Below are 24,921 nucleotides of genomic sequence, written 5' to 3'. Positions count from 1 at the left end.
ACCCCTTCCCCGGTGCCAGGCGCACGATCCGATACGGAGGGCCGCGGCCTCCGGCGGGCGGGAGCGGATGGGGATCTGGCGGTATGACGAGGCGCCGTGACGACGACGGACACAGGGACGGAAGCGGGATTCAACCAGTGGGGGTCGAGATGGGGGAGCTACGCGGCACGCACGTGCCGGTGCTGCTCGAGCGGTGTCTCGAGTTGCTGGCCCCCGCGCTGGGCCGGCCCGGCCGCACCGTCCACGTCGACGCCACGCTCGGCCTGGCCGGGCACGCCGAGGCGGTGCTCGAGGCGCACCCGGACACGGTGCTCGTCGGCCTGGACCGGGACACCGAGGCCCTCGCCCACGCGCGGGTCCGGCTGGCCCGGTTCGCCGACCGGATCCACCTGGAGCACGCCGTCTACGACGAGCTGCCCGAGGTGCTCGACCGGCTGGGCTACCCGGCGATCGACGGGATCCTGTTCGATCTCGGCGTCTCGTCCCTGCAACTGGACGCGCCCGACCGCGGGTTCGCGTACGCGCAGGACGCGCCGCTGGACATGCGGATGGACCAGACCCGGGGGGTGACCGCCGAGGAGGTGGTCAACACCTACGCCCACCCGGACCTGGCCCGGGTGCTCCGGGTGTACGGCGAGGAGAAGTTCGCCGGCCGGATCGCCTCGGCGATCATCCGCGAGCGCGAGCGCGCGCCGATCACGTCGTCGGCGCGACTGGCCGAGCTGGTCCGGGAGAGCATTCCGGCGCCAGCCCGACGAACCGGGGGACACCCGGCAAAGAGAACGTTTCAGGCTTTACGGATCGAGGTAAACAGAGAACTGGCAGCGCTGGAGACGGCGCTGCCGGCCGCTCTGGACAAGCTCACCGTGGGCGGCCGCATGGTGGTCCTGTCCTACCACTCGCTGGAGGACCGGCTCACCAAGCAGGCGCTCGCCGACCGGGTCCGCAGTAAGGGCCCGGTCGACCTCCCGGTCGAACTGCCCGGGTCGGGTCCGACGTTCCGGCTGCTCAGCCGGGGCGCGGAGCTGCCCGGGGAGGCCGAGGTCGCGGCGAACCCGCGTGCCGCCTCGGTGCGGCTGCGGGCCGCGGAACGGCTCGACCCGGAGGCGACCCGGCAGGGGCGTACCGACCGCGAACGGTACCGCCGCCGGGTGAGGGCGATGCACCAACCGGGGACGGGGTCGCCGGGGTCCGGAACGGACCCGCGGTCGGCGCCGGGGGACGGGAACGGGACGGACGAAGAGGGGGAGGGGACATGAACGTCAACCAGCGCGACGGCCGGGACACCGGCATCGGGCAGCGCGCACCGCGGTCGGGGGGCCGGACCGCGGCGCAGCGAGCCCCGCGCGGCACCACGTCGACGGCGGCGGCCGACCGGCCGGACCGCCGGGGGGAGACTCGCGCCCGGGGGGCGCGCGAGTTCCCCACCCAGGGCAGCGCCGCGCTGCGGCCGGCCGAGCGCGCCCGGACCACCGGCGACACCTCGCCGCGGCTGCGGGTCGCCCCGCCGCCGCCGGTCCGCGTGCCGCGGGCGCCGTTCGTCGGGCTGATCCTGGTGCTCGTGGTCGGCGGGGTGCTCGGCATCCTGGCGGTCAATACGAAGATCAACGAGAACGCCTTCAAGCTGGAGAAGCTCCAGCAGCAGCAGGCGAAGCTCGACGTCGACCAGCAGCAGCTGGAGAAGGAGATCGCCGACCAGAAGGCGCCCGGCAATTTGACCGCCAACGCCCGCAAGCTGGGCCTGGTCGACTCCGACGAGCTGGCCTACATCCGGCTGCCGGACGGGAAGGTGATCGGCGTCCCGCACCCGGTGGAGGGCGCGCCGGCGATCACCAGCCAGCAGGGCAACGGAGGCTGAGCAGTGCCGCCGAGATCGGATGAACCGCGCCGGGACGCCACAGGCTCCCGGCGCGGCTCGTCGCAGGGCGACGAGCGCCGGGAGCCGGGCGTGGGCGGGATCTCCGACGCCCGGGCGTACACACCGCGGGGCCGGACCATCCGGGAGGGCGGCGGCGCGGCCCGCGCCGGTGGGGGCGGCGAGCAACGGCGTACCCCGCGCAGCAGCCGCTCCGGCGACCCGTTCCGCCCCGCGTTGCAGGTGCTCGACGGCGGCCGCACCGGGGCGACCCGCGCCGGCCGCCGGGACACCGCGTCCGGCGGCCGGGGCGGGGTGGTGCGGACCGTCTCCGCCCGGCCGGTGCGGGAGCCGTTCGACGACGACGACGAGCCGGCGCCGCCGCGGCGCCGGACCGGGCCCCGGCGCCCCGCCCGGCCGGCCGCCGCCCGGCGGCCGGTCCGCAAGCCGCGCCGCCCGCCGAAGCTCGCCGACCCGCGCCGCCGGCTGCGGCTCGGCACGCTGCTCGTGCTGGCGCTCTTCACCACCATCGGCATCCGGCTGGTCTACCTCCAGGCCGCCAGCACCCCGGCGTACGCCGACGGCGGGCTGGACAGCCGTCTCGCCGTGGTCGAGCTGCCGGCCCCGCGCGGGGCGATCTACGACCGCACCGGCGCCCCGCTGGCGCACAGCGTCGAGGCGCGGTACGTCTTCGCCGACCCCACCCAGGTCAGGAACCCGGTCGCCACCGCCAGGCTGCTGTCCCCGCTGCTCGGCGTGCCCGCCTCCGAGCTGGCCGAGAAGATGAAACCCCGCAAGCTGCCCGGCGGCGGCTGGTCGCAGTTCGAGTACCTGGCGCGCGGTGTCGACATCGACCGGGCCAAGCAGATCATGGCGTTGGACCTGGCCGGCGTCGGCGTGCACCGCGACGAGCGGCGCGAGGTGCCCGGCGGCGACCTGGCCGCCAACCTCATCGGCTTCGTCAGCCAGGACATGACCGGCCTCGAGGGGCTGGAGGCGAAGTACGACGACGTCCTCGAGGGCAAGCCCGGCCGGAAGCGGTACGAGGTGGGGCAGGGCGACCTGGCCGCGCCCATCCCGGGCGGCTACAGCCAGACCACGCCGGCCCAACCGGGCAGCTCGCTGGAACTCACCGTCGACCGCGACCTCCAGTTCAAGACCCAGCGGATCCTGTCCGACGCGATGGCCCGGACCCGGGGCAGCGTCGCCGCCGCGGTGACCATCGAGGTCGGCACCGGCGACGTGCTGGCCCAGGCCAGCTACCCCACCTACAACGCGGCCGACCCCACCAAGGTCAACTCCCCGGCCGACCGCGAGGACGCGGCGACCAGCTTCATCGTCGACCCGGGCTCGATCCACAAGGCGATCACCTACGGCGCGGCCCTCCAGGAGGGCGTGATCTCGCCGGACACCACCTTCCCGGTGGCCAACAGCATCCGGAAGGGCGACACCACCTTCCGGGACACCCACCCCGCCAACGGGCAGACGATGAGCATCCCCGGGATGCTCGCCTTCTCGTCGAACGTCGGCACCATCGAGATCGCCGACCGGCTGGGCCGGGACCGGCTGATCGACTACCAGAAGCGGTTCGGGCTGGGCCAGCCCACCGGTGAGGGCATGCCCGGGGAGGCCAGCGGCCGGCTGCTCCCGGCCGACCAGTGGAGCGACTCGTCGGAGGGATCGGTGCCGATCGGGCACAGCGTGGACGCCACCCCGTTGCAGATGGCCGCCGCGTACGCCGCCATCGCCAACGACGGCACGTACGTGCAGCCGCACCTGATCAAGCAGGTGATCGGCCCGGACGGGAAGAAGAAGCCCGCCGCCGCCCCGGTCACCCGCTCGGTGCTCAGCCCGGCCAACGCCGCCGCGCTGCGCCGGATGCTCGAGGCGGTCACCACGGTCGACGGCCCGGACGGGCGGGCCACCGGCCTGGCCGCCGCGGTGCCCGGCTACCGGGTGGCCGGCAAGACCGGCACCGGCCTGCGCTACGACAACGGCAAGCTCCAGCCCGGCGAGGTGGGCTCGTTCATCGGGATGGCCCCGGCCGAGAAGCCGAGGTACGTGGTGGCGGTGTTCGTCTGGAGCCCGGGCGGCGAGGGTGGGGCGGTGGCCGCGCCGGCCTTCCGGGAGATGATGTCCTTCACTCTCCGGCACTACCGGGTGCCGCCCTCGGCGACCAACAAGTCCCCGAAGTTCGAGGTCTTTCCGCACTGAACCGGCGGGGCGGGACATGATCGGTGAGTGGCGACGAACCACCGGGGCGGCTGTGCGGTCGGAACCGGACGACCGGGTAGGGTCTGACGCCGTGCCCGGCAATCCACGACCCGCCACCGTGAATCCCGTCCGGCTCGGCGACCTCGCCGCCCGGCTGGCCGTCGCGCCACCGGAGGGGGCCGCCGAGGTGGCCGTCACCGGGGTGACCCACGCCAGCCAGGAGGTCCGCCCCGGCGACCTGTACGCGGCCCTGCCCGGTGCCCGCCGGCACGGCGCGGAGTTCGCCGCCGCCGCGGCGGGGGCCGGCGCGGTGGCTCTGCTGACCGACCCGGCCGGCGTCGCGCTGGCCGCCGGGGCGGGCCTGCCCGTGCTTGTCGTCGACGACCCCCGGGAGGTGCTCGGGGAGGTCGCCGCCACCGTCTACGGCGAGCCGACCGCCGGGCTGACCATGATCGGCGTGACCGGCACCGCCGGCAAGACCTCCACGAGCTACCTCATCGAGTCCGGGCTGCGCGCCGCCGGGCACACCACCGGCCTGATCGGCACGGTGGAGACCCGGCTCGGCGACCTGGTGATCGACAGCGTCCGGACCACCCCCGAGGCGACCGACCTGCACGCCATGCTGGCGGTGGCCCGCGAGCGGGGGGTGGACACCGTGGTCATGGAGGTCTCCAGCCACGCCCTGGCCATGGGCCGGGTCGGCGGGGTCCGGTTCGACGTCGGCGGCTACACCAACTTCGGCTCCGACCACCTGGACTTCCACGCCGACGAGGCGGACTACTTCGCCGCCAAGGCGAAGCTGTTCGACGGGCGCTGCCGGGTCGAGGTGCTCAACCACGACGACCCGGCGCTGCGGCCGCTGCGCAAGCCGGCGACCGTGACCTACTCGGCGGCCGGCGACCCCACCGCCACCTGGTGGGCCGACGGGGTCGGCGGCGAGGGCTACGCGCAGCACTTCACCGTGCACGGCCCGGACGGGCTGGCCCTGCCCGCCGGCGTGGCCCTGCCCGGCCGGCACAACGTGGCCAACGCGCTGCTGGCCGTCGCCACGCTGGTGGCCGCCGGGGTCGACCCGGCCACCGCGGCCCGCGGGGTGGCCGCCTGCGGCGGGGTGCCCGGCCGGCTGGAACTGGTCAGCGGGGACGCCCCGGTACGGGGGGTCGTGGACTACGCGCACAAGGCGAACGCCATCGAGGCGGTCCTCGTGGCGCTGCGCGACCTGACCGGCGGCCGGCTGATCTGCGTGCTGGGTGCCGGCGGCGACCGGGACCGGGGCAAGCGGCCGGTGATGGGCGCCACCGCCGCCCGGGGCGCCGACGTGGTGCTGGTGACCGACGACAACCCGCGCACTGAGGACCCGGCCGCGATCCGGGCCGAGGTGCTGGCCGGCGCGTACGAGGCGGGCACCGGCGCGCGGATCATCGAGGCGCCCGGCCGGCGGGCCGCGATCGAGGAGGCGGTCCGGGTGGCGGAACCGGGGGACATCGTGGCGCTGCTGGGCAAGGGCCAGGAACGCGGCCAGGAGATCAACGGCGAGGTGCTGCCGTTCGACGACCGGGTGGAGCTGGCGGAGGCGCTGCGCGCCCGCTTCGGCGACCTGGTGGGGCAGCGATGATCCCGCTGACCCTGGCCGAGGTGGCGGCCGCGGTCGACGGCCGGCTCGTCGCCGCCGACCCGGACGCCCGGGTGACCGGCTCGGTGGAGTTCGACTCCCGCAAGGTCACCACCGGCGGCCTCTTCGTCGCCTTCCCGGGCGAGAAGGTGGACGGGCACGACTACGCGGCCGGGGCGGTCTCCTCCGGCGCGGTGGCCGTGCTCGGCACCCGCGAGGTGCCCGGCGTGCCGATGGTGCTGGTCGGCGACGCGCTCGACGCCATGGGGCGGCTGGCCCGCGCGGTGGTCGACCGGCTGCCCGGCCTGACCGTCATCGGGCTGACCGGTTCCTCCGGCAAGACCACCACCAAGGACCTGATCGCCCAGCTGACCGTGCGGCTCGGCCCGACCGTGGCGCCGGCCGGCTCGTTCAACAACGAGCTGGGGCACCCGTACACGGCGTTGCAGGCCGGCCCGGAGACGCGCTACCTCGTGATGGAGAAGGGCGCCCGGGGGGTGGGGCACGTCCGCTACCTGTGCGAGGTGGTGCCGCCGCGGATCTCGGTGGTCCTCAACGTCGGGGTCGCGCACATCGGCGAGTTCGGCTCGGTGGAGACCATCGCGCTGGCCAAGGGCGAGCTGGTGGAGGCGCTGCCCGCCGACGGGCTGGCCGTGCTCAACGCCGACGACGCCCGGGTCGACGCCATGGCGGCCCGCACCTCGGCGCGGGTGGTCCGCTACGGGGAGTCCGAGCGGGCCGACGTGCGGGCGGTCGACGTGACGCTGGACGGGCGGGGCCGGGCGTCGTACACCCTCGTCACGCCCGAGGGGAGCGCGCCGGTGCGGCTCGGGCTGACCGGCCGGCACCAGGTGTCCAACTCGCTGGCCGCCGCGGCGGTCGCCCGCGAGCTGGGCCTGCCGCTGGCCGAGCTGGCGGTGGCCCTGGGCGAGCTGGGCCTGGTCTCCACCCGCCGGATGGACGTGTTCGAGCGCCCCGACGGGGTGACCGTGATCGACGACTCGTACAACGCCAACCCGGCCTCCACCGGCGTGGCGCTGCGGGCGCTGGCGAGCATGCGGGGTACGGGGCGTACCGTCGCGGTGCTCGGCTACATGGCCGAGTTGGGCGACTTCGAACGGGAGGGGCATCAGCAGGTCGGCCGCCTGGCGGCCGAACTGGGGGTCGACCGGCTGCTCGTGGTGGGCGAGTCGGCGGCGCCGATCCACGAAGGCGCGACAGCGGTAAGCAACTGGGGAGGAGAGTCGGTGCTGCTCACCGATCAGGCGGCGGCCGTCGAGGTGCTGCGGAGCGAGCTACGTCCGGGTGACGTGGTGCTGGTGAAGGGCTCCCGGTACCGCACCTGGGAGGTGGCCGACGCGCTGCGCGCGGACGCCGAGAAGGGGTCGGCTGCATGAGGGCGGTGATCGTCGCCATCGGGGTCGCCTTCCTGGTCTCGCTCTTCTGCACCCCGATCGCGATCAAGGTGTTCGCCCGGCTGAAGGCCGGCCAGCCGATCCGATCAAACCTCGGGCTCGCCAGCAATGAGGGCAAGAAGGGCACGCCCACCATGGGCGGCGTGGTCTTCATCCTGGCCACGGTTATCGCGTACGTGGCCGGCCACCTGGCCCTGACCACCCTGCCGGACGCGCAGATCGCCCAGGTCGAGCCGACCATCACCGCGCTGGTGCTGCTGGGGCTCATGGTGTTCTCCGGCGCGGTCGGCTTCATCGACGACTTCCTGAAGGTCCGCAAGCGGCACAGCGGCGGCCTCAACAAGCGCGGGAAGCTCGCCGGCCAGATCCTGGTCGGCGCGATCTTCGGCGTGGTAGCGCTCTATTTCCCGAGCAGCATGACCGACGTCCGCGGCAACGCGACCAACACCGAGACCGTCGGCAGCACGATGCTGAGCTTCATCCGGGACATCCCGGCCCTGGAGATCGGCAAGATCGGCGCGGTCATCGTGATCATCCTGGTGGTGATGGCGGCGACCAACGGGGTGAACCTCACCGACGGCCTCGACGGCCTGGCCACCGGCGCCTCGGTGATGGTCCTCGCCGCGTACGCGCTCATCGCCTTCTGGCAGTACCGGCACTGGTGCGCCGACCCGAACTACCCCGCGGGCGCGTACTGCTACACCGTCCGGGACCCGCTGGAGATCGCCCTGATCGCGGGTGCGGCGGCCGGGGCCTGCGTCGGCTTCCTGTGGTGGAACACCTCGCCGGCCCGGATCTTCATGGGCGACACCGGCGCGCTGGGCCTGGGCGGGCTGATCGCCGGCATGGCGATGTCCACCCGGACCATCCTGCTGCTGCCGATCATCGGCGGCCTCTTCGTGATCATCACGATGTCGGTGGTGATCCAGATCATCTCGTTCCGCACCACCGGCAAGCGGGTGTTCCGCATGTCCCCGCTCCAGCACCACTTCGAGCTGGCCGGCTGGAGCGAGGTCAACATCGTGGTCCGGTTCTGGATCATCGCGGGCATCGGCGTGGCCATCGCGCTGGGCCTGTTCTACAGCGAGTTCCTCGCCGCGATGAGCTGACCGCTGCCCCTGCGTCACGGCGGGATCCCTGGGCGTTACCAGGGGTCCCGCCGTTTCGCGTTCCGACACGCCGACCGCGCGGTTGCGCCACGGGCGGGCGGGTCGAGCCGCCATGATGGGCGGGTGGGGGAGGCGAGGAACACCGAGGGCGCGACCGAGACGCAGGCCCGGCGGCCGCCCGCGGCGGCCCGCCCGGCCGACCCGCCCGGGCCGCTGTTCGGGCTGGATCCGGCCGGCGGGCTGGCCGCGCTGCGCGGCCTGCTGGCCCGGCCGCTGGCCTCCTACTACCTGCTGCTCTCCAGCGCCGGCCTGCTGCTGCTCATCGGCCTGACCATGGTCTTCTCGGCGACAAGCGTGAAGGACTACGCCGAGGAGGGGAACGCCACCGCGTCCCTGGTCAAGCAGACGATCTTCGCGGTGATCGGGATCGTCGCCTTCTGGGCCTGCCAACGGCTGCCCGGCCGGACGTTCCGGGCGGTGGCCCGGCCCTTCCTCGGGGTGGCCGTGGTGCTCCTGCTGGTCCTCAACCTGCTGGTCGCGCTGGAGGCGCTGTTCCGCGTGACGTCGCTCGGCCCGCTCAAGGCCGAGCTGCTCTGGCTCTACGTCGGCCCGATCTCGGTGCAGCCGGTCGAGGTGGCGAAGTTCGCGCTGGTGCTGTGGGGCGCGCACGTGCTGGCCCGCAAGGGCGCCGCGCTCGGCTGGTGGAAGGAGCTGGCGACCCCGCTGTTCCCGGTGGTCGGCCTGCTCTTCGTGCTGGTCGGCTACAACGACCTGGGCAGCATGCTCTGCCTGCTCGCCCTGGTGGTCGGGATGCTCTGGGCGGCCGGGGTGCGGATGCGGGTGTTCGCCGCCCTCTCCGCGGTCGGCCTGGCCGGCGTGGGCCTGCTGGTCGCCGCCGCGTCGCTCGGCGCCGGCTCCGGGTCCCGGGACGCCGACAACTACCGGCTGGGGCGGCTCACCTCGTTCCTCGACCCGCCCGACCCGAAGACCTGCTTCGACGAGCAGCTGCCCAACTGCTACCAGCTCGTCCAGGCCCGCTTCGCGCTGGAGAACGGCGGCTGGTTCGGCGTCGGGCTCGGCAAGAGCAGCGCCAAGTTCGGCTGGCTGCCCGAGGCGCACAACGACTTCATCTTCGCCGTGATCGCCGAGGAGCTGGGCGTGGTCGGCTGCACCGTGGTGCTGGTGCTCTTCGCCGTGCTGGCGTACTCCGGGCTGCGGATCGCCCGCCGGGTGGAGGACCCGTTCCGCCGGCTCGCCGCCGCCGGGGTCACCGCCTGGCTGGTCGGCCAGGCCGTCATCAACATCGGCGGGGTCACCGGGCTGCTGCCGCTCACCGGCGTACCCCTGCCCTTCATCTCCGACGGCGGCAGCGCCCTCGTGGTGACCCTGGCCGCGGTCGGGATGCTCGCCTCCTTCGCCCGGGCCGAGCCGGACGCGGCCCGGGCCCTGCATGCCCGTCCGCCGGCCCGGTGGGTCCGACTAGTGTGGGCCCCGTTGCCGCCGCTTCCCGGCCGGCGCCGCCGCCCGGCGGCGCCACCGGCGGACCGAGGGTCCGTGCCCCGCTCCCGCCCGCGACGGCAGGACGACCAGGCCGCGGCCCGCGGCGTCCGGTCCGACCGGACGCGCGCCGGCACGGCGAGCGAGAGGAGACGCTGATGGGTCCGCTGCGTTCGGTGGTGCTCTGCGGGGGCGGTACGGGTGGGCACATCTACCCGCTGCTCGCCTTCGCCGACTGCCTGCGCCGACACGACCCGAGCGTCCGGATCACCTGCCTCGGCACACCCAAGGGGCTGGAGAACGAGCTGATCCCGCCGGCCGGCTACGACCTGCGCCAGATCCCGGCCTACCAGCTGCCCCGCTCGGTCAACATGAGCCTGGTGCGCACGCCGGACCGGATGTGGAAGGCGGCCCGCGCGGCGGGCAAGATCCTCGACGAGGTGCGGGCCGACGTCGTGATCGGCTTCGGCGGGTACGTCTCGGTCCCCGGCTACCTGGCCGCCTGGCGGCGCGAGCTGCCGATCGTCATCCACGAGGTGAACGTGCCGCCGGGCGTGGCCAACCGGCTCGGGATGAAGTTCACCAAGAACGTCGCGGTCGGCTTCCCGCACCAGCCGGCGCAGGCCGAGTCGCTGCGCGACGCCCGGGTGGTCGGGGTGCCGCTGCGCCGGGGCATCGCCGGGCTGGACCGGGCCGCCGTGCGCAACGCCGCCCGCGCCCACTTCGGGCTCCGCCCCGACCTGCCGGTGCTCTTCGTGGCCGGCGGCTCGCAGGGCGCCCGCTCGATCAACCTGGCGGTCTCCGGGGCGGCCAAGGAGCTGGCGCGCAACGGCGTGCAGGTGCTGCACGTGATCGGCGCCCGCAACGAGCCGGTCTCCGTCCCCACCGACCTGCCGGTGCCGTACGTGACCCTGCCCTACCTGTCCGAGATGGAGCTGGGCTACGCGGCCGCCGACCTGATGCTGGGCCGGGGCGGCGCCATGACCTGCGCCGAGGTGGCCGCCATCGGCCTGCCCACCATCTACGTGCCCTACCCGCACAGCAACCAGGAGCAGAAGCGCAACGCCCTGCCCGTGGTGGAGGCCGGCGGCGGGTTGCTCGTCGACGACGCCGAGGTGACCCCGGCCTGGGTGGAGCGCACGGTGATCCCGCTGATCCGGGACCCGCAGCGGCTCGCCGCGATGGGCTCCGCCGCGGCCGCGTACGGCCGGCGCGACGGCGACGTGGCCCTGCTGAACTTCGTCTACGAGGCGGTGTCCCGCTGATGGCCACCGCGACCGGAAGGTACGTCGCATGAACACCGCGCAGTTCACCCCCGCCGGCACGATGACCGCGGAGGACCTGGGCCGGATCCACCTCATCGGGGTGGGCGGCGTCGGCATGAGCGGCCTGGCCCGGCTCTTCCTCACCCGGGGCCTGCCGGTCTCCGGCAGCGAGCTGCGGGAGTGGCCCTCCCTGGCCGGCCTGCGGGCGCTGGGCGGCACCATCCACATGAGCCACGAGGCGACGAACCTCGACGGCGTGGACACGGTCGTCTACTCCTCGGCCATCCCGCAGGACCACCTGGAGATGGTCGAGGCGCGCCGGCGCGGGCTGCGGGTGCTGCACCGCTCCGAGGCCCTGGCCGCCGCGATGACCGGCCGCCGGACCGTGGCGGTCGCCGGCACCCACGGCAAGACCACCACGACCTCGATGGTCACCATGGTGCTCCAGCAGGCCGGCGCCGATCCGTCCTTCGTGATCGGTGGCGAGATCTCCGAGGTCGGCTCGGGCGCGCACCACGGCACGGGTGAGTACTTCGTGGTCGAGGCGGACGAGAGCGACCGCTCGTTCCTCATCTACCGCCCGTACGTGTCGATCATCACGAACATCGAGGCGGACCACCTCAACACCTACGGCGACCTGGCCAACCTGGAGGCGACCTTCGCCGAGTTCGCCCGGCTCACCGACCCGGAGGGCTTCATCGTCACCTGCGCCGACGACCCGGGCGGGCGGCGGCTGGCCGAGACGCTGCGGGCCGAGGGGCGCCGGGTCTGGACGTACGGTGAGTCCGCCGACGCCGACCTGAAGCTCAGCGAGATGGCCTCGTCGGCGCAGGGGGTGCGCTACCTGGCCGAGATCGAGGGCCGCTCGCTGGGCGAGATCCGGCTCCCGGTGCCGGGCCGGCACATGGGGCTCAACAGCGCCTCCGCGGTGCTCGCCGCGTACCTGCTGGAGCTGCCGATCACGGCGGCGGAGGCCGCGCTCGGCGCGTTCCCCGGCGTGCGGCGGCGGTTCGAGCGCAAGGGCGTCGCCGACGGCGTGCTGGTCTACGACGAGTACGCGTACCACCCGACCTCGATGACGCTGGCCCTGCAGACGCTGCGGGAGGTGGCCGGCGAGGGCCGGCTCATCGTGGTGTTCCAGCCCTACCGGCTGTACCGCACCCGCGATCTCCAGGCGGAGATCGCCGCCGCTCTCGGCATCGCCGACGAGCTGGTGCTGCTGGAGGTCTTCGGCCCGGGCGAGCTGCGCCAGCCCGGAGAGGGCTCGGCCGCGCTGCTGTCGGTGGTGCCGCTGCCGGCGGACCGGAAGGTCTTCGTGGAGGCGTGGGACGACGTGCCGGCCGAGGTGGCCCGCCGGGCCCGGCCGGGCGACGTGGTGGTGACCATGGGCGCGCCGCCGATCTCGCTGATGGGCGACCAGCTGCTCGACGCCCTGCTGGCCCGGAGCGGTGACGCCGCGGCGATCGGCACCGGCGTCGACCCGGACGGCGCGGCGGCCACGGCCGGATGAGCCCCGGCCCGGCCCGTGGCCGCACCCCCGGCCAGGACGGCGGGGGCGGCCGGCGCAGCCCGGCCCGCCGGTGGCAGCTGGTCCGGGCGAGCGCGGACGCCGTACCCCCGTCCACCCGGCGTTTCATGGCCCGGGCCCGGCAGCGGCGGATGCGCGCGGCGCTGCCCTGGGCGGTCGCCGCCGCCGTGCTGGCGATCGCCGGGCTGGTCGCCTGGACCGTGCTGGGCACCGGCCTGTTCGGTGTCCGGGAGGTGCGGGTGGTCGGCGCGACGCTGGTCACCCCGGTCGAGGTGCGCGACGCCGCGGCCGTGCCGGACGACGCTCCGCTGGCCCGGGTGGACCTGGCCGCGACCGCCCGCCGGGTGGGCACGCTCGCCGCGGTGGAGCGGGCCACGGTGGAGCGGGACTGGCCGGGCGCCCTGGTAGTCCGGGTGGTGGAGCGGACCCCGGTGGCCGCGGTGCCGCAGGGCGAGCGCTGGGCGGTCGTGGACCGGGCCGGCGTGGTCTTCCAGAACCTGGACCAGGCGCCCGCCGGGCTGCCGGTCGTAAGGGTCGGCAGGCCGGCTCCCGACGATCCCGGCACCCGCGCCGGGCTGGCCGTGCTCGCCGCGCTCAGCCCGAAGCTGCGTGCCGAGCTGGTCGCGGTGGACGTGGCCGGGCTGGCCCGGATCACCCTGCTGCTGCGCGAGGACCGCAAGGTCGTCTGGGGTGACGCGACCCGCAGCGCGGACAAGTCCAAGGTGGCCACCGCCCTGCTGGGTCGGAAGGCCGACACGATCGACGTCAGCGCTCCGGACGTGGTCACCTTCCAGTGATCCGCCGGTCGACCGACGTGAGCCGGCCCGCTCCCCGGGCGACACGCCGGAAAGGTCCTTGGCTCAGCGCGCGGCGGCGCATACGTTGCCCCGAAGAGATCAGTGGTTGACATAGCTCTAAGCCTCTAGTAGAGGGTGAGGGTTTCAGCCGTCGGAATCGCCGGGGAATGCTCTGCCGCTGGTCTTGGCCAAGCCGTGTGGGGTCGGCCCATGCCAATCTCGAAGGGAAAGGACCGGAGATGACACCTCCGCACAACTACCTGGCGGTCATCAAGGTCGTCGGCATCGGGGGCGGTGGCGTGAACGCCGTCAACCGGATGATCGAGGTTGGGCTCAAGGGCGTCGAGTTCATCGCGATCAACACCGACGCGCAGGCGTTGCTCATGAGCGACGCCGACGTCAAGCTCGACGTCGGCCGGGAGTTGACCCGCGGCCTGGGGGCCGGCGCCAATCCGGACGTCGGCAAGAACGCCGCCGAGGACCACCGCGACGAGATCGAGGAGGTGCTCAAGGGCGCCGACATGGTCTTCGTGACCTGCGGTGAGGGCGGCGGCACCGGCACCGGCGGGGCGCCGGTGGTGGCCAACATCGCCCGCAAGCTCGGCGCGCTCACCATCGGCGTGGTCACCCGGCCGTTCTCCTTCGAGGGCAAGCGCCGCCAGGTGCAGGCCGAGTCCGGCATCGAGGAGCTGCGCAACCAGTGCGACACGCTCATCGTGATCCCGAACGACCGGCTGCTCGCGCTCGGTGACCGCAACATCTCCATGATGGACGCGTTCCGCACGGCGGACCAGGTGCTCCTCTCCGGTGTCCAGGGCATCACCGACCTGATCACCACGCCGGGTCTGATCAACCTGGACTTCGCCGACGTGAAGAGCGTGATGAGCGGCGCGGGCAGCGCGCTCATGGGCATCGGCAGCGCCCGCGGCGAGAACCGCGCCGTGGAGGCGGCCGAGGCGGCCATCTCCAGCCCCCTGCTGGAGCAGAGCATGGACGGCGCGCGGGGCGTGCTGCTCTCCATCGCCGGTGGCTCCGACCTGGGCCTGTTCGAGATCAACGACGCGGCCCAGCTGGTCACCGACGCGGCCCACCCGGACGCCAACATCATCTTCGGCGCGGTCATCGACGACGCGCTCGGCGACGAGGTGCGGGTGACCGTGATCGCGGCGGGCTTCGACGGGGGCGCGCCGGCCTACAAGGCGGTCGAGCCGTCCCGCAAGTCCAACCAGAACCCGCCGACCCAGGCGAACCCGCCGGTGAGCCCGCCGGCCACCATGCCGGCCCCGCAGCAGTCGCCGCGCCGGGTGCTGTTCGACGACGTGGACGTGCCGGACTTCCTCAAGAACGGGTCCTGAGCCGCACCGATGACCGACTCACCGACCACGGTGCGACCCGACCGTCGTGCCGAGCTCGCGGCCGGCCTCGCCCGGGTCCGGTCCCGCATCGCCGACGCCTGCGCGGCGGCCGGGCGGGACCGGGGCGAGGTCACCCTGGTCGCGGTGACCAAGACCTACCCGGCCGCCGACGTGGTCGCGCTGGCCGGCCTCGGGGTGACCGACGTGGGGGAGAACCGCGACCAGGAGGCCGCACCGAAGGCCGCCGAGGCGGCCGCCGCCGGGGCGGCGCCGCGCTGGCACTTCATCGGCCAGCTCCAGCGCAACAAGGCCCGCTCGGTGGTCCGCTACGCCGACGTGGTCCAGTCGGTCGACAGCGTGCGGCTCGCCGCCGCCCTGGACGGCGCCGCGGCCGCCGCCCGGGACCGGCCACTGGACGTGCTGGTGCAGGTGAGCGTCGACGGCGACCCCGCCCGGGGCGGGGCGCTGCCGGACGCGGCCGACCCGGACCGGGGGCTCGGTCCGGTGGCCGCCGCGGTGGCCGGGTCCGGCGGGTTGCGGCTCGCCGGTCTGATGGCGGTCGCTCCGCTCGGCTGGGAGCCGGACCGGGCGTTCGCCCGGCTCGCCGAGGTGGCGGCGCGATTCCGCGCCGACCATCCCGGTGCGACGGTGCTCTCGGCGGGCATGAGCGGCGATCTGGAAATTGCGATCGGGTACGGCGCGACACATGTCCGCGTCGGCAGCGCGTTGCTCGGAATGCGCCCCACGCTGCGGTAGCCTGACCGCGAAAGAAGCAAATTACAGCAGTGTTGTTCAGGAACGGCGTTCCCGTAGCCGGGGGCCGTGGCGAGCGGACCGCGAATCGCTCGCCAGGGGATTGCCGATCCGGTCCGGTGGGCATCGTTGTCCACTCGTGATCAAGCGACACGGCACGGGGGCGCGTGCCGCACGGCGGACGGAAGGGCGCGGGGATGGGTGCACTGCGCAAGGCGGGGGTCTGGCTCGGTCTCGTCGAGGAGGACGAGGAGCGGGCGTACGAGGACGGTGGCTACGACAAGGGTGGCTACCGCGAGTCGCGCTACCGGTCGAGCCGCTACGCGGAAGAGTTCGCCGACGACGAGGACGACGAGTCCGAGGAGCCGCCGGCGAGCCGGGGCCGGTCCGGCGACCGCGGCCGGCTGACCGAGCGCGCGTCGAGCCGCGCCGTCGACACCGATCGTGCCGAGGTGGAGCGGCCGGAGCGGACCGAGCGGTCCAGCGTCCGGTCGATCACCCGCTCCGGCGCGGGCGAGACGTCCGGCGCGCTGACCTACCACACCCGGGACAACCTCGCCCTGGCGCCGCAGGCCCAGCCGCGCGAGCGGGCCGTGGCGCCCGAGGACGAGCAGCGCTACCAGATCACCACGCTGCACCCGACCACCTACCGGGAGGCGCGCACCATCGGTGAGCACTTCCGCGACGGCGTGCCGGTGATCATCAACCTCACCGAGATGGACGAGGCGGATGCCCGCCGGCTGGTCGACTTCGCTGCCGGGCTCGCGTTCGGCCTGCGCGGTACGATCGAGCGCGTGACCAACCGGGTGTTCCTGCTCTCACCGGCCAACGTCCAGGTCACCGCGGAGGACAAGGCCAAGATCGCTGAGGGCGGCTTTTTCAGCCTGAGCTAGCCCGCACGACCGAGGGACGTCGCCTGCCGTGTTGTCGATCCTGTTCCAGGTGCTCTATCTGCTCCTGTATTTCTTCCTACTTGTGTTGTTGGCCCGATTTGTCCTCAGCGCCGTTCTGGCCTATGGACGCCGCTGGCAACCGGGCCGTGGAGCATCCGCGGGACTGGAAGTCGTGTGGAGCGTCACTGATCCGCCCCTGCGCGCGTTGAGGCGTGTGATCCCACCACTGCGAATTGGTACCGTGAGCATCGACCTGGCCTCCCTTGTGCTCCTGGTTATCCTGTTCGTGCTGATGGAGTTCGTGTTTAGGCGTCTGATCCTGGCCTTTGCCTGACCAGAGCGCTTTCGCGGCCGCAACTGACCCGAGGAGTTTCGATGCCGCTGACCCCGGCCGACGTCCACAACGTCGCCTTCAAAAAGCCGCCGATCGGTAAGCGGGGCTATGACGAGGAGGAGGTCGACGCCTTCCTGGACGAGGTCGAGCGCGAACTCGCCCGTCTGATCGAGGAGAACAACGAGCTGCGCGCCCAGGTGGAGCGCGGCGGTCGGGGCGGGGCTCCCGCCGGCCCCGGCGGCGACGCCCGGCTCGCGGCGGAGCTCAACGACGTCAAGGCCCAGCTCGACCGGGTGCAGCGCGACAAGGCGGCCGCCGAGCAGGCGGCCCGGGCGATGCAGGCCGAGCTGGAGCAGGTCCGCGCCCAGGGTGGCCCGGCGACCTCCGCGGCCGACGGCGAGCAGCAGGCGCTGCGGGTGCTCATGATGGCCCAGCGCACCGCCGACGACCACGTGTCCGACGCCCGCCGCGAGGCCGACCAGCTGCTCTCCGAGGCCCGTTCCAAGGCCGAGGAGGTCACCCGCGAGGCCCGCGCCAAGGCCGACGCGCTGGAGCGGGACGCCCGCCAGCGGCACCAGGAGGCCATGGGCGGCCTGGACGCCAAGCGCACCGCGCTCCAGAAGCACATCGAGGAGCTCAAGCAGTTCGAGCGCGAGTACCGCACCCGCCTCAAGGCGTACCTGGAGAGCCAGCTGCGTGACCTCGACGGTCGCGGCCAGGGCCTCGAGGTCGAGATGAACCGCTCCGAGGGCGCCCGTGCCGCCGGCGGCAGCAACGGCCTCGCCACCGCCGGCCTCGCCGGCTCCTACGGCGGGGGCCGCACGGGCTCGCTCGAGTCCGGCCGCTGATCCCGGCGTCGGTGGCCGTCCCCGCGGCGGCCACCGGCGACACAGACCGACACGACGCGGCCGGGGGTGAGCCGTGATAGCAGCCAGCATCCTTCTCATCCTCGTCGCGGTCGTGCTCCTGGTGGCCGGGCTGGCCGCTGGGTCCAGCCCGCTGCTGATCACCTCGATCGCGGTCAGCCTGCTGGCCGCCGTAGCCCTCGTCGCGTTCGCCCGCCAGGCGGCCGCCGCCCGGGCCACGGTGGGCCGGGAGACCGGACCGCGTCGCCGGACCGCACCGGCCGGCCCGTCCCCGGACGAGCCGGAGATCGCGGTCCCGCACCTCACATCGCCGGTCGGCGCCGGTGGACCCGGGTGGCGGCAACCACCCGGGCCGCCGGTGGCCGACGTGGGCGACCCGCCGGCCGCCGCGTACGGCCCGCCGGCCGATCCGTTCGAGCCGGGCCCCGTCGAGCCCGGCCCGGTCGATCCACCGGCCGAGCCCTACTCGCCGCCGGCGCCGCGCGGCCCGTCCCGCGCCGAGGCGCCCGCCGACGCGCCAACGCCCACCTCGCCGGCTCCGGACGGCCCGTTCGAGAGCGATCCGCCGGCCGAGTTCCTCACCGACGGTGAGGTCGCCCGGCTGGTCCGGCTCGACGGCGAGGTCCGGGTGGTCGACGGCCACCCCCGCTTCCACCTGCCCGGCTGCCCCCAGGTGGTGGGCCGGGCCGACGAACCGCTGCCGGTCGCCGAGGCGGTCGGGCTGGGCTTCACCCCGTGCGGCCGTTGCGCGCCGGCCACCACGCTGCTGGCCGAGGCCCGGCCGCGCTGATCATGGTGACCATGGACGACACGCTCACCGTCGCCGTACGCGTGAAGCCCGGTGTCTCGCGGGCCCGGGTCGGCGGCCGGTTCGACGGGCCGCACGGTCCCGCCCTCGTCGTCGCGGTGAACGCGCCCGCGGTGGACGGCCGGGCCACCGAGGCGGCCCGCCGCGCCCTGGCCGAGGCGCTCGGCGTCCGGCCGGCGGCGGTCTCGCTGCGGTCCGGCGCGGCCAGCCGGGACAAGCTCTTCCTGGTCGAGCACCCGGCCCCCGGGCTGCCCGACATGCTCCGGCGGCTCCGCGACGGATCGGCCGGGTGACGCGGCTGCGGACCGGCCGCGGATGACGCCGGGGCTCGACGTCGCGCTGCTGGTCGGCGCCGCCGTCCTGCTGGTCGCGGTGGGCGCGGTGCGCTTCTCGACCCGGCTCGGCGTGCCGAGCCTCCTGGCGTACCTGGCGCTCGGGGTGGCCATCGGCGAGGCCGGCCTGGGCATCCGCTTCGACGACGTCGAGCTGACCCGGGTGCTCGGCTTCTGCGCGCTCATCGTGATCATCGCGGAGGGTGGCCTGAGTGCCCGGTGGAGCACCCTGCGGCCGGTGCTCGGCCTGGCCGCCGCGCTCTCCACGGTCGGCGTGGCGGTCAGCATCCTGGTCGTCGGCGTGGTGGTGCACCTGCTGCTCGGCCTGGACTGGCGGCTGGCGCTGCTCTACGGCGCGGTGCTCTCCTCCACCGACGCGGCGGCCGTCTTCGCGACCCTGCGCCGGCTGCGCCTGCCGCCCCGCCTGGTGGCCACGCTGGAGGCCGAGTCCGGGATCAACGACGCCCCGGTCGTCATCCTGGTGCTGCTGCTGTCCCGGGCCGGGGTGGAGGCCGCCCACCCGTGGTGGTACGAGGTGTTCCTGGTCGGCTACGAGCTGGGCGTCGGCGCGGCGGTCGGGGTGGCCGCCGGGATCGCCGGCCGGTACGCGCTGCGCCGGGCCGCCCTGCCGTCCGCCGGTCTCTACCCGATCGCGGTGGTCGGCTTCACGGTGCTGGCGTACGCGGCCGGCTCGGTGCTGCACGCCTCGGGCTTCCTGGCCGTCTACGTGGCCGGTGTGCTGCTCGGCAACGCGCGGCTGCCGCACCGGCAGGCCATCCTGGGCTTCGCCGACGGGCTGGCCTGGCTGGCCCAGATCGGGCTGTTCGTGCTGCTCGGCCTGCTGGTGTCGCCGAGCCGGCTGGACGCGGCGGTGCTGCCGGCGGTGGTCACCGGGCTGGCGCTGCTGCTGCTGGCCCGGCCGCTGTCGGTGGTGGTCTCCGCGCTGCCGTTCCGGTTCGCGCTGCGCGAGCAGCTCTTCCTCTCCTGGGCCGGGCTGCGCGGCGCGGTGCCGATCGTGCTGGCCACCATCCCGCTCTCGCTGCGGGTGCCGGGCGCCGACCGGCTCTTCGACGCGGTCTTCGTACTGGTGGTGATCTTCACGCTGCTCCAGGCCGGGACCCTGGCGCCGGCGGCCCGCCGGCTCGGGGTGACCGCGCCCGCCGAGGCCACCGAGATCCTGCTGGAGACGGCCCCGCTGGAGCGGATGCGGGCCGACCTGCTGCAGCTGGAGGTGCCGCCGGGCTCCCGGCTGGGCGGGGTGCACGTGGACGAGCTGCGGCTGCCGGTGGGCGCCTCGGTGACGCTGGTGCTGCGCGACGGGGTGGGCTTCGTGCCCGGCCCGGACACCCGCTTGAAGGTCGGCGACAGCCTGCTCATCGTTGCCACCGCGGAGGTGCGGGACGAGGCGGAGCGGCGGCTGCGGGCGGTGAGCCGGCGAGGTCGGCTGGCCCGGTGGTTTGGCGAGTACGGCGAGGACCGGACCGGCTGATCTGCTAGCGTTCCCTTTGCCCCGATTGGTGGCAGTTCGGGGCTGAATCACGGTGCGACGGTGCGGCACGTTGTCGGACGCCTGTACGTTCCGTATTCTTGCCACCCTCCGGAGTGCGCGGCCTCTGTCGCCGTGCGCCCGTTCTGTACATGGGGGACGCCCGTTGCCGGCGACCCCCGCCCACGCACGCTGACCGCCGCGGCACGCGGCTGAGGGAGCTGACGATGGCGAAGCCAGCCGACACCAGGACCGCCGGTCGCAAGCCGGTGGCGAAGGCCACCCGCAGCGCCGCGGAGACCGAGAAGATCCGGGCCGCCCTGGCGGCACGGCGGGACGAGCTCAACGCCGAGTACGATCAGACGCTGAGCGAGATCACCGAGCTGCAGCGCGACCGGCTGACCGACTCGGCCGGGGACGACCAGGCCGACACGGGCACCAAGACGTTCGAGCGCGAGCAGGAGATCTCACTCGCCAACAGCATCAAGGAACGGATCACGCAGGTCGAGCGCGCGCTGGAGCGTCTCGACGAGGGTGGCTACGGCTGGTGTGAGCGGTGCGGCAACCCGATCCCGGTGGAGCGGCTCGCCGCCTTCCCGTCGGCCACCCTCTGCGTGAGCTGCAAGCAGCTGGAGGAGCGGCGCTGACGTCCGTTCCCCGGCGGCCGAACGGCAGACGGTGACCGCCACCGTCGCAAGCGTCGATGGGGAGCAGATGACCGCAGCACCGCCCGCCGGGTCCGGCACCACCGAGTCGGGCGCCGGCACGCCCCGCCGCAAGGCGACCGGCCTGCTGCTCGGTGTGGCCCTGGCCTCCCTCGTCGCCGACCTGGTCACCAAGCAGCTCGCACTCTCGGAGCTCACCGGGCGCGGGCCGGTGTCGCTGCTCGGCGGGGCGGTCTACCTCAGCCTGACCCGCAACAGCGGCGCCGCGTGGAGCATCGGCTCCGACCACACCTGGGTCTTCCCGCTGATCACCATCGGCGTGATCGCCTGGATCGGGTGGATGGCGCTGCGGCTGCGGTCGCTGCCCTGGGCCGTGTCGCTCGGGCTGGTGCTGGGCGGGGCGCTGGGCAACCTCACCGACCGCGTCTTCCGCGCCCCCGGGCACTTCGTCGGCCACGTGGTCGACATGATCAGCCTCTTCGACCCGTACGGGCAGGTCTGGCCGGTGTTCAACCTGGCCGACAGCTCGCTGGTCTGCGGCGTGCTGCTGGCCGTCTTCCTGGAGCTGACCGGCCGGCAGCGGGACGGCTCCCGGGCCACCCCCGCGCGGTCCGGCGACGAGGCCCCCGCCGAGCAGCGGGAGCGCGCGTGACCTCCGCCTTCGCCGCCGGCGGCGACCACCGCTCCCTGCCCGTCCCGGACGGGCTCGACGGCATGCGCCTGGACCAGGCCGTCTCCCGGCTCTTCGGGCTGTCCCGGACGGCCGCGGCCGCGCTGGTCGACGCCGGGGACGCGCTTGTCGACGGTGCCGCCCGGCCCAACTCGCACAAGGTCAAGGCGGGCTCCTGGCTGGAGGTCACGCTGCCCGCGCCGGCCGCCCCGCCGACCGTGGTGCCGCAGGCCGTGCCCGGCCTCACCGTGGTCTACGCCGACGACGACATCGTGGTCGTGGACAAGCCGGTCGGGGTGGCCGCCCACCCCAGCCCCGGCTGGACCGGCCCGACCGTGATCGGCGGGCTGGCCGGGATCGGCCACCGGATCTCCACGAGCGGCGCCGCCGAGCGGCAGGGCGTGGTGCATCGGCTCGACGTGGGCACGACCGGCGTCATGGTGGTGGCCAAGAGCGAGCAGGCGTACACGGCGTTGAAGCGGGCGTTCAAGTACCGCGAGGTGGAGAAGCGCTACCACGCCGTGGTGCAGGGCCACCCGGACCCGCTGCGCGGCACCATCGACGCGCCGATCGACAGGCACCCGCACCACGACTACCGCTGGGCGGTGGTCTCCGGCGGCAAGCCCAGCATCACCCACTACGACACCCTTGAGGCGTTCCCCTCGGCCAGCCTGCTCGACGTGCGGCTGGAGACCGGGCGTACCCACCAGATCCGGGTGCACTTCTCCACGCTGCGGCATCCCTGCGTGGGCGACCTCACCTACGGCGCCGACCCGACGCTGTCCGCCCGGCTCGGGCTGAGCCGGCAGTGGCTGCACGCCCGTTCGCTGAGCTTCGCGCACCCGCGCACCGGCGACGAGGTCACCTTCGTCAGCGAGTACCCGGACGACCTGGCCCGGGCGCTGGAGATCCTCCGCGACTGACCCGCCGATGAGCACCGACACCCGGCCGCCGCGGCGGTCGCGCTCCGCCACGCTCACCTGGCTCGCCCTGGCCTGCGCGCTGGTGGTGCTGGTGGTCGCCGTCGCGCAGCGGCGGGACGAGCCCGTGGGGGACCGCACGGTGGGCGAGGTGACCCGGGTCGGGGTGGCCGACGGGGACTCCGTCCCGGCCTACCTGCGGGCCGCCGGGGACGAACTCGCCCGGCTCGAGGCTCCGGCGCCCGGCGGCTACGCCCTCGTGTCGTTCGCCGCGTACCTGACGCCGGCGCAGGTGGCCACGGCGCTGGGCGGCGTCCCGGTCTCCGCCGTGCTGGCCCGCGTGCCGGTGCCCGGCCGGCAGACCGAGATCGTGCGGATCGCCGCGATGCGCGTCCCGGACGACGTGGTCGCCGGGATGGCCGAGGTGGCCGGGCGCAAGGACCGGGAGGCCGCCGACTACCGGGCCCGCGCCGCCGCCCCGGCGGCCACCGCCGATCCCGAGCTGCGCCGGGTGTACGACACCGGGGCCGTTGTGGCGGCGCGGGAGGCGGCCGGCTACCGGGCGGCCTGCGCCTGCGTCTACGCCGCCGTGGTCCGGGACGCCCCGGACGCCCTGCGGGCGCTGGCCGCCCGGTCCGGCGTCCGCGCGGTCGACCCGGCCCCGGAGGTGACCCGCCTGGACCGTACGGTGTTCACGCCGCCGTTGCCGGAGCAGCGGGACGTGGTGCGGCCGCCGGCCGACACCGGGCTCGTGCCGAGCGCCGGTATGGCCGATTCGTCGGAATCCGCACCGACGGTGACCGGATCCTCACCGGCCGCCGGCCGGCCCGCCGCCGGGGCGGGGCCGCCGAATCCCGCTCCCACCTCCTGAGACGTGCAGGTGGGCGGCCCCGTACCCGGCGGGGCGCCGAGGAGAGGCACCGGGGGATGTGCGCACCGGGGTGTGGTCCGAATAGGGTTTCGTTCGTAGCCTGTCAGGCGGAGATCGATGGGCTGGGGGAGGGGCGAGGCCTTGGACGGCAGCGAAACCGGTTGGGGTCGGCAGGCTGAGCCGGCACCACGGTGGCGGGCGCTGCTCGACCGGGCCCGGCTCGGTGGACGCGGCGCGGAGCACCCCGAACCGGACGACCACCCCGACGACCCCCCGCCGCCCGCACCGGACCCGCTGCCCCGGCGCGCCGCCGGCACCGGCTGGACGGGCCGCGCGCAGGCCGTCGCCCGCCCCGCCGACGGGTCGTACGGCGCCGAACCGGCGTACCGCGTCGAGGCGACCTACCGGGTGGAGCCGGCCTACCGGGCCGACCCGCACTACGGCGGCGAGCCGGCCTACCGGGCGGAGCCCGCGTACCGCGCCGAGCCCGAGCCGCGCGCCGAGCCGTCCTGGCGCGCCGAGCCGGTCCGCCCGCCGGAGCCGGGCTATCCCGAGCCGGAGGCGCGCGGCCGGGGCACCGCCTCGGTCGAGTCCCGGTACTCCCTGCTCGACAGCGGCTACCAGCCCGACCCGCCCCCGGCGGAGTCCCGCTACGCGCTGCTCGACCGCGGCCGCTACCGGCCGGAGATCCACCCCGCCCCCGAGCCGGCCCCACCGGCCCCCACCTACCCGGCCCAGCCCGAGGCCTACCCGGCGCGGGCCGAGAGTTACCCGGCCCGGATCGAGCCCGCCCGGATTGAGCCGGCGCGCGTGGAGTGGCGCGCACCGGCACCGGACGCCGAGCTGGAGCGGGCCGCCGCCGTGCTCCGCCGCGAGCTGGGCGGGCCCCGGGTGCTCGCCTTCGCCAATCCCAAGGGCGGGGTGCACAAGACCACCGCCACGGTGCTCGCCGCGGCCACCGTGGGCAGCGTGCGCGGGCGCGGGGTGCTCGCCTGGGACGACAACGAGCTGCGGGGCACCCTCGGCCTGCGCGCCGGCAGCGCCCGGCACGCCCGCACCATCCGGCACCTGATCCACGACCTCGCGCAGATCGAGATCCTGGAGGGCGCCACCCTCCTGGAACACCTCGACGACTACCTGCGGCACGCCTCCGACGGCTCGTACGACGTGCTGGCCGGCGAGGAGAGCCCGCGCTTCGCCCAGCGGCTGGACCAGTTCACCGTCAAGCGGGTGCTGGAGCTGCTGCGCCGCACCCACGAGGTGGTCTGCGTGGACACCGGCAACAACGTGGAGAGCCCCAACTGGCGCACCGTCATGCAGGACGCCGACCAGCTCGTGGTGACCACCGTGCCGCGGGAGGACGCCGCCTTCAGCGCGGACTGGATGCTCGACCTGCTGCACGAGGAGGGCATGGGCGAGCTGGCCGACAACGCGGTCACCCTCATCTCCTGCCCCACCCCCGGTCGCACGGCGCTCCAGGACGACCTGGAACGCCACTTCGCCACCCGGACCCGGGCGGTGGCCGTGGTGCCGTACGACCCGGCGCTGGAGACCGGCTCCTCGATCGAATATCACCAGCTCCAGGCGGAGACGCGGCAGGGCTGGCTCAAGGCGGCCTCGGTGATGCTGGAACCGTTCGCCCGCTGACCGCCACCGCCGCCCCGCGCCGCCCCGCC

General features: G+C 74.5%; 23 protein-coding genes. All 23 read left to right on the top strand.

What is annotated here, in order from left to right; translation table 11 throughout:
* The first annotated feature begins 149 nt into the window (after positions 1-149).
* The 23 genes from rsmH (at position 150) to ACZ6PY_RS07045 (ending at position 24,892) form a co-directional block, all read left to right on the top strand.
* The gene (rsmH, locus tag ACZ6PY_RS07155; protein WP_466070033.1) at positions 150-1,259 is read left to right on the top strand and encodes a 16S rRNA (cytosine(1402)-N(4))-methyltransferase RsmH; all 1,110 of its coding nucleotides are present in this window, start codon (positions 150-152) and stop codon (positions 1,257-1,259) included.
* Positions 1,256-1,858, top strand: coding sequence for a cell division protein FtsL (gene ftsL / locus ACZ6PY_RS07150; protein WP_466070031.1), 603 nt, complete (start codon positions 1,256-1,258; stop codon positions 1,856-1,858). Before rsmH ends, ftsL begins: the two co-directional genes overlap by 4 nt.
* A 3-nt stretch (positions 1,859-1,861) precedes the next feature.
* The gene (locus ACZ6PY_RS07145) at positions 1,862-4,069 is read left to right on the top strand and encodes a peptidoglycan D,D-transpeptidase FtsI family protein (protein ID WP_466070030.1); all 2,208 of its coding nucleotides are present in this window, start codon (positions 1,862-1,864) and stop codon (positions 4,067-4,069) included.
* A gap of 52 nt (positions 4,070-4,121) precedes the next feature.
* Complete coding sequence (locus tag ACZ6PY_RS07140) at positions 4,122-5,684, top strand: UDP-N-acetylmuramoyl-L-alanyl-D-glutamate--2,6-diaminopimelate ligase (protein WP_466070029.1); 1,563 nt, start codon at positions 4,122-4,124, stop codon at positions 5,682-5,684.
* Positions 5,681-7,078 (top strand): UDP-N-acetylmuramoyl-tripeptide--D-alanyl-D-alanine ligase, encoded by a 1,398-nt coding sequence (locus ACZ6PY_RS07135; protein WP_466070027.1) that lies wholly within the window; start codon positions 5,681-5,683, stop codon positions 7,076-7,078. The genes ACZ6PY_RS07140 and ACZ6PY_RS07135 overlap by 4 nt, the downstream gene beginning before the upstream one ends.
* A complete protein-coding gene (gene mraY, locus ACZ6PY_RS07130; protein ID WP_466070026.1) occupies positions 7,075-8,205 on the top strand; it encodes a phospho-N-acetylmuramoyl-pentapeptide-transferase in 1,131 nt (376 codons plus the stop codon). Before ACZ6PY_RS07135 ends, mraY begins: the two co-directional genes overlap by 4 nt.
* A gap of 213 nt (positions 8,206-8,418) precedes the next feature.
* Positions 8,419-9,861, top strand: coding sequence for an FtsW/RodA/SpoVE family cell cycle protein (locus ACZ6PY_RS07125; protein ID WP_466070771.1), 1,443 nt, complete (start codon positions 8,419-8,421; stop codon positions 9,859-9,861).
* Complete coding sequence (gene murG / locus ACZ6PY_RS07120) at positions 9,861-10,967, top strand: undecaprenyldiphospho-muramoylpentapeptide beta-N-acetylglucosaminyltransferase (RefSeq protein ID WP_466070024.1); 1,107 nt, start codon at positions 9,861-9,863, stop codon at positions 10,965-10,967. The genes ACZ6PY_RS07125 and murG overlap by 1 nt, the downstream gene beginning before the upstream one ends.
* 28 nt (positions 10,968-10,995) lie before the next feature.
* Positions 10,996-12,477, top strand: a complete 1,482-nt coding sequence (gene murC, locus ACZ6PY_RS07115; RefSeq protein WP_466070022.1) for a UDP-N-acetylmuramate--L-alanine ligase — start codon at positions 10,996-10,998, stop codon at positions 12,475-12,477.
* Complete coding sequence (locus tag ACZ6PY_RS07110; protein ID WP_466070021.1) at positions 12,474-13,292, top strand: cell division protein FtsQ/DivIB; 819 nt, start codon at positions 12,474-12,476, stop codon at positions 13,290-13,292. The genes murC and ACZ6PY_RS07110 overlap by 4 nt, the downstream gene beginning before the upstream one ends.
* Positions 13,293-13,531: 239 nt before the next feature.
* Positions 13,532-14,647 carry a cell division protein FtsZ gene (ftsZ, locus tag ACZ6PY_RS07105; protein ID WP_466070019.1) on the top strand — a complete coding sequence of 372 codons (1,116 nt, stop codon included), beginning with the start codon at positions 13,532-13,534 and terminating at the stop codon, positions 14,645-14,647.
* Between the two features lie 9 nt (positions 14,648-14,656).
* Complete coding sequence (locus ACZ6PY_RS07100) at positions 14,657-15,403, top strand: YggS family pyridoxal phosphate-dependent enzyme (protein ID WP_466070017.1); 747 nt, start codon at positions 14,657-14,659, stop codon at positions 15,401-15,403.
* A gap of 194 nt (positions 15,404-15,597) precedes the next feature.
* Positions 15,598-16,293: a cell division protein SepF gene (locus ACZ6PY_RS07095; RefSeq protein ID WP_313719209.1), complete on the top strand. Its 696-nt coding sequence runs from the start codon at positions 15,598-15,600 to the stop codon at positions 16,291-16,293.
* A gap of 28 nt (positions 16,294-16,321) precedes the next feature.
* The gene (locus tag ACZ6PY_RS07090) at positions 16,322-16,627 is read left to right on the top strand and encodes a YggT family protein (RefSeq protein ID WP_262282451.1); all 306 of its coding nucleotides are present in this window, start codon (positions 16,322-16,324) and stop codon (positions 16,625-16,627) included.
* A gap of 41 nt (positions 16,628-16,668) precedes the next feature.
* Positions 16,669-17,475 (top strand): DivIVA domain-containing protein, encoded by an 807-nt coding sequence (locus ACZ6PY_RS07085; RefSeq protein ID WP_466070015.1) that lies wholly within the window; start codon positions 16,669-16,671, stop codon positions 17,473-17,475.
* Between the two features lie 73 nt (positions 17,476-17,548).
* Positions 17,549-18,283, top strand: coding sequence for a hypothetical protein (locus tag ACZ6PY_RS07080; protein WP_466070014.1), 735 nt, complete (start codon positions 17,549-17,551; stop codon positions 18,281-18,283).
* Between the two features lie 2 nt (positions 18,284-18,285).
* Positions 18,286-18,594, top strand: a complete 309-nt coding sequence (locus ACZ6PY_RS07075) for a DUF167 domain-containing protein (RefSeq protein ID WP_466070013.1) — start codon at positions 18,286-18,288, stop codon at positions 18,592-18,594.
* A 22-nt stretch (positions 18,595-18,616) separates the two neighbouring features.
* The gene (locus tag ACZ6PY_RS07070) at positions 18,617-20,122 is read left to right on the top strand and encodes a potassium/proton antiporter (RefSeq protein ID WP_466070011.1); all 1,506 of its coding nucleotides are present in this window, start codon (positions 18,617-18,619) and stop codon (positions 20,120-20,122) included.
* Positions 20,123-20,346: 224 nt separating this feature from the next.
* Positions 20,347-20,766, top strand: coding sequence for a TraR/DksA family transcriptional regulator (locus ACZ6PY_RS07065; protein WP_091268039.1), 420 nt, complete (start codon positions 20,347-20,349; stop codon positions 20,764-20,766).
* Between the two features lie 67 nt (positions 20,767-20,833).
* Entirely contained in the window at positions 20,834-21,436 is a 603-nt protein-coding gene (gene lspA, locus ACZ6PY_RS07060) for a signal peptidase II (protein ID WP_466070009.1), read from the top strand.
* Positions 21,433-22,377, top strand: a complete 945-nt coding sequence (locus ACZ6PY_RS07055) for an RluA family pseudouridine synthase (RefSeq protein WP_466070008.1) — start codon at positions 21,433-21,435, stop codon at positions 22,375-22,377. The genes lspA and ACZ6PY_RS07055 overlap by 4 nt, the downstream gene beginning before the upstream one ends.
* A gap of 7 nt (positions 22,378-22,384) precedes the next feature.
* Complete coding sequence (locus tag ACZ6PY_RS07050; RefSeq protein WP_466070006.1) at positions 22,385-23,245, top strand: hypothetical protein; 861 nt, start codon at positions 22,385-22,387, stop codon at positions 23,243-23,245.
* Between the two features lie 117 nt (positions 23,246-23,362).
* A complete protein-coding gene (locus ACZ6PY_RS07045; RefSeq protein WP_466070004.1) occupies positions 23,363-24,892 on the top strand; it encodes a MinD/ParA family ATP-binding protein in 1,530 nt (509 codons plus the stop codon).
* The last annotated feature ends 29 nt before the right edge of the window (positions 24,893-24,921 follow it).

The organism is Micromonospora sp. NPDC048907, assembly GCF_055586885.1.
This window is presented reverse-complemented; position numbering and strand designations above follow the sequence as displayed.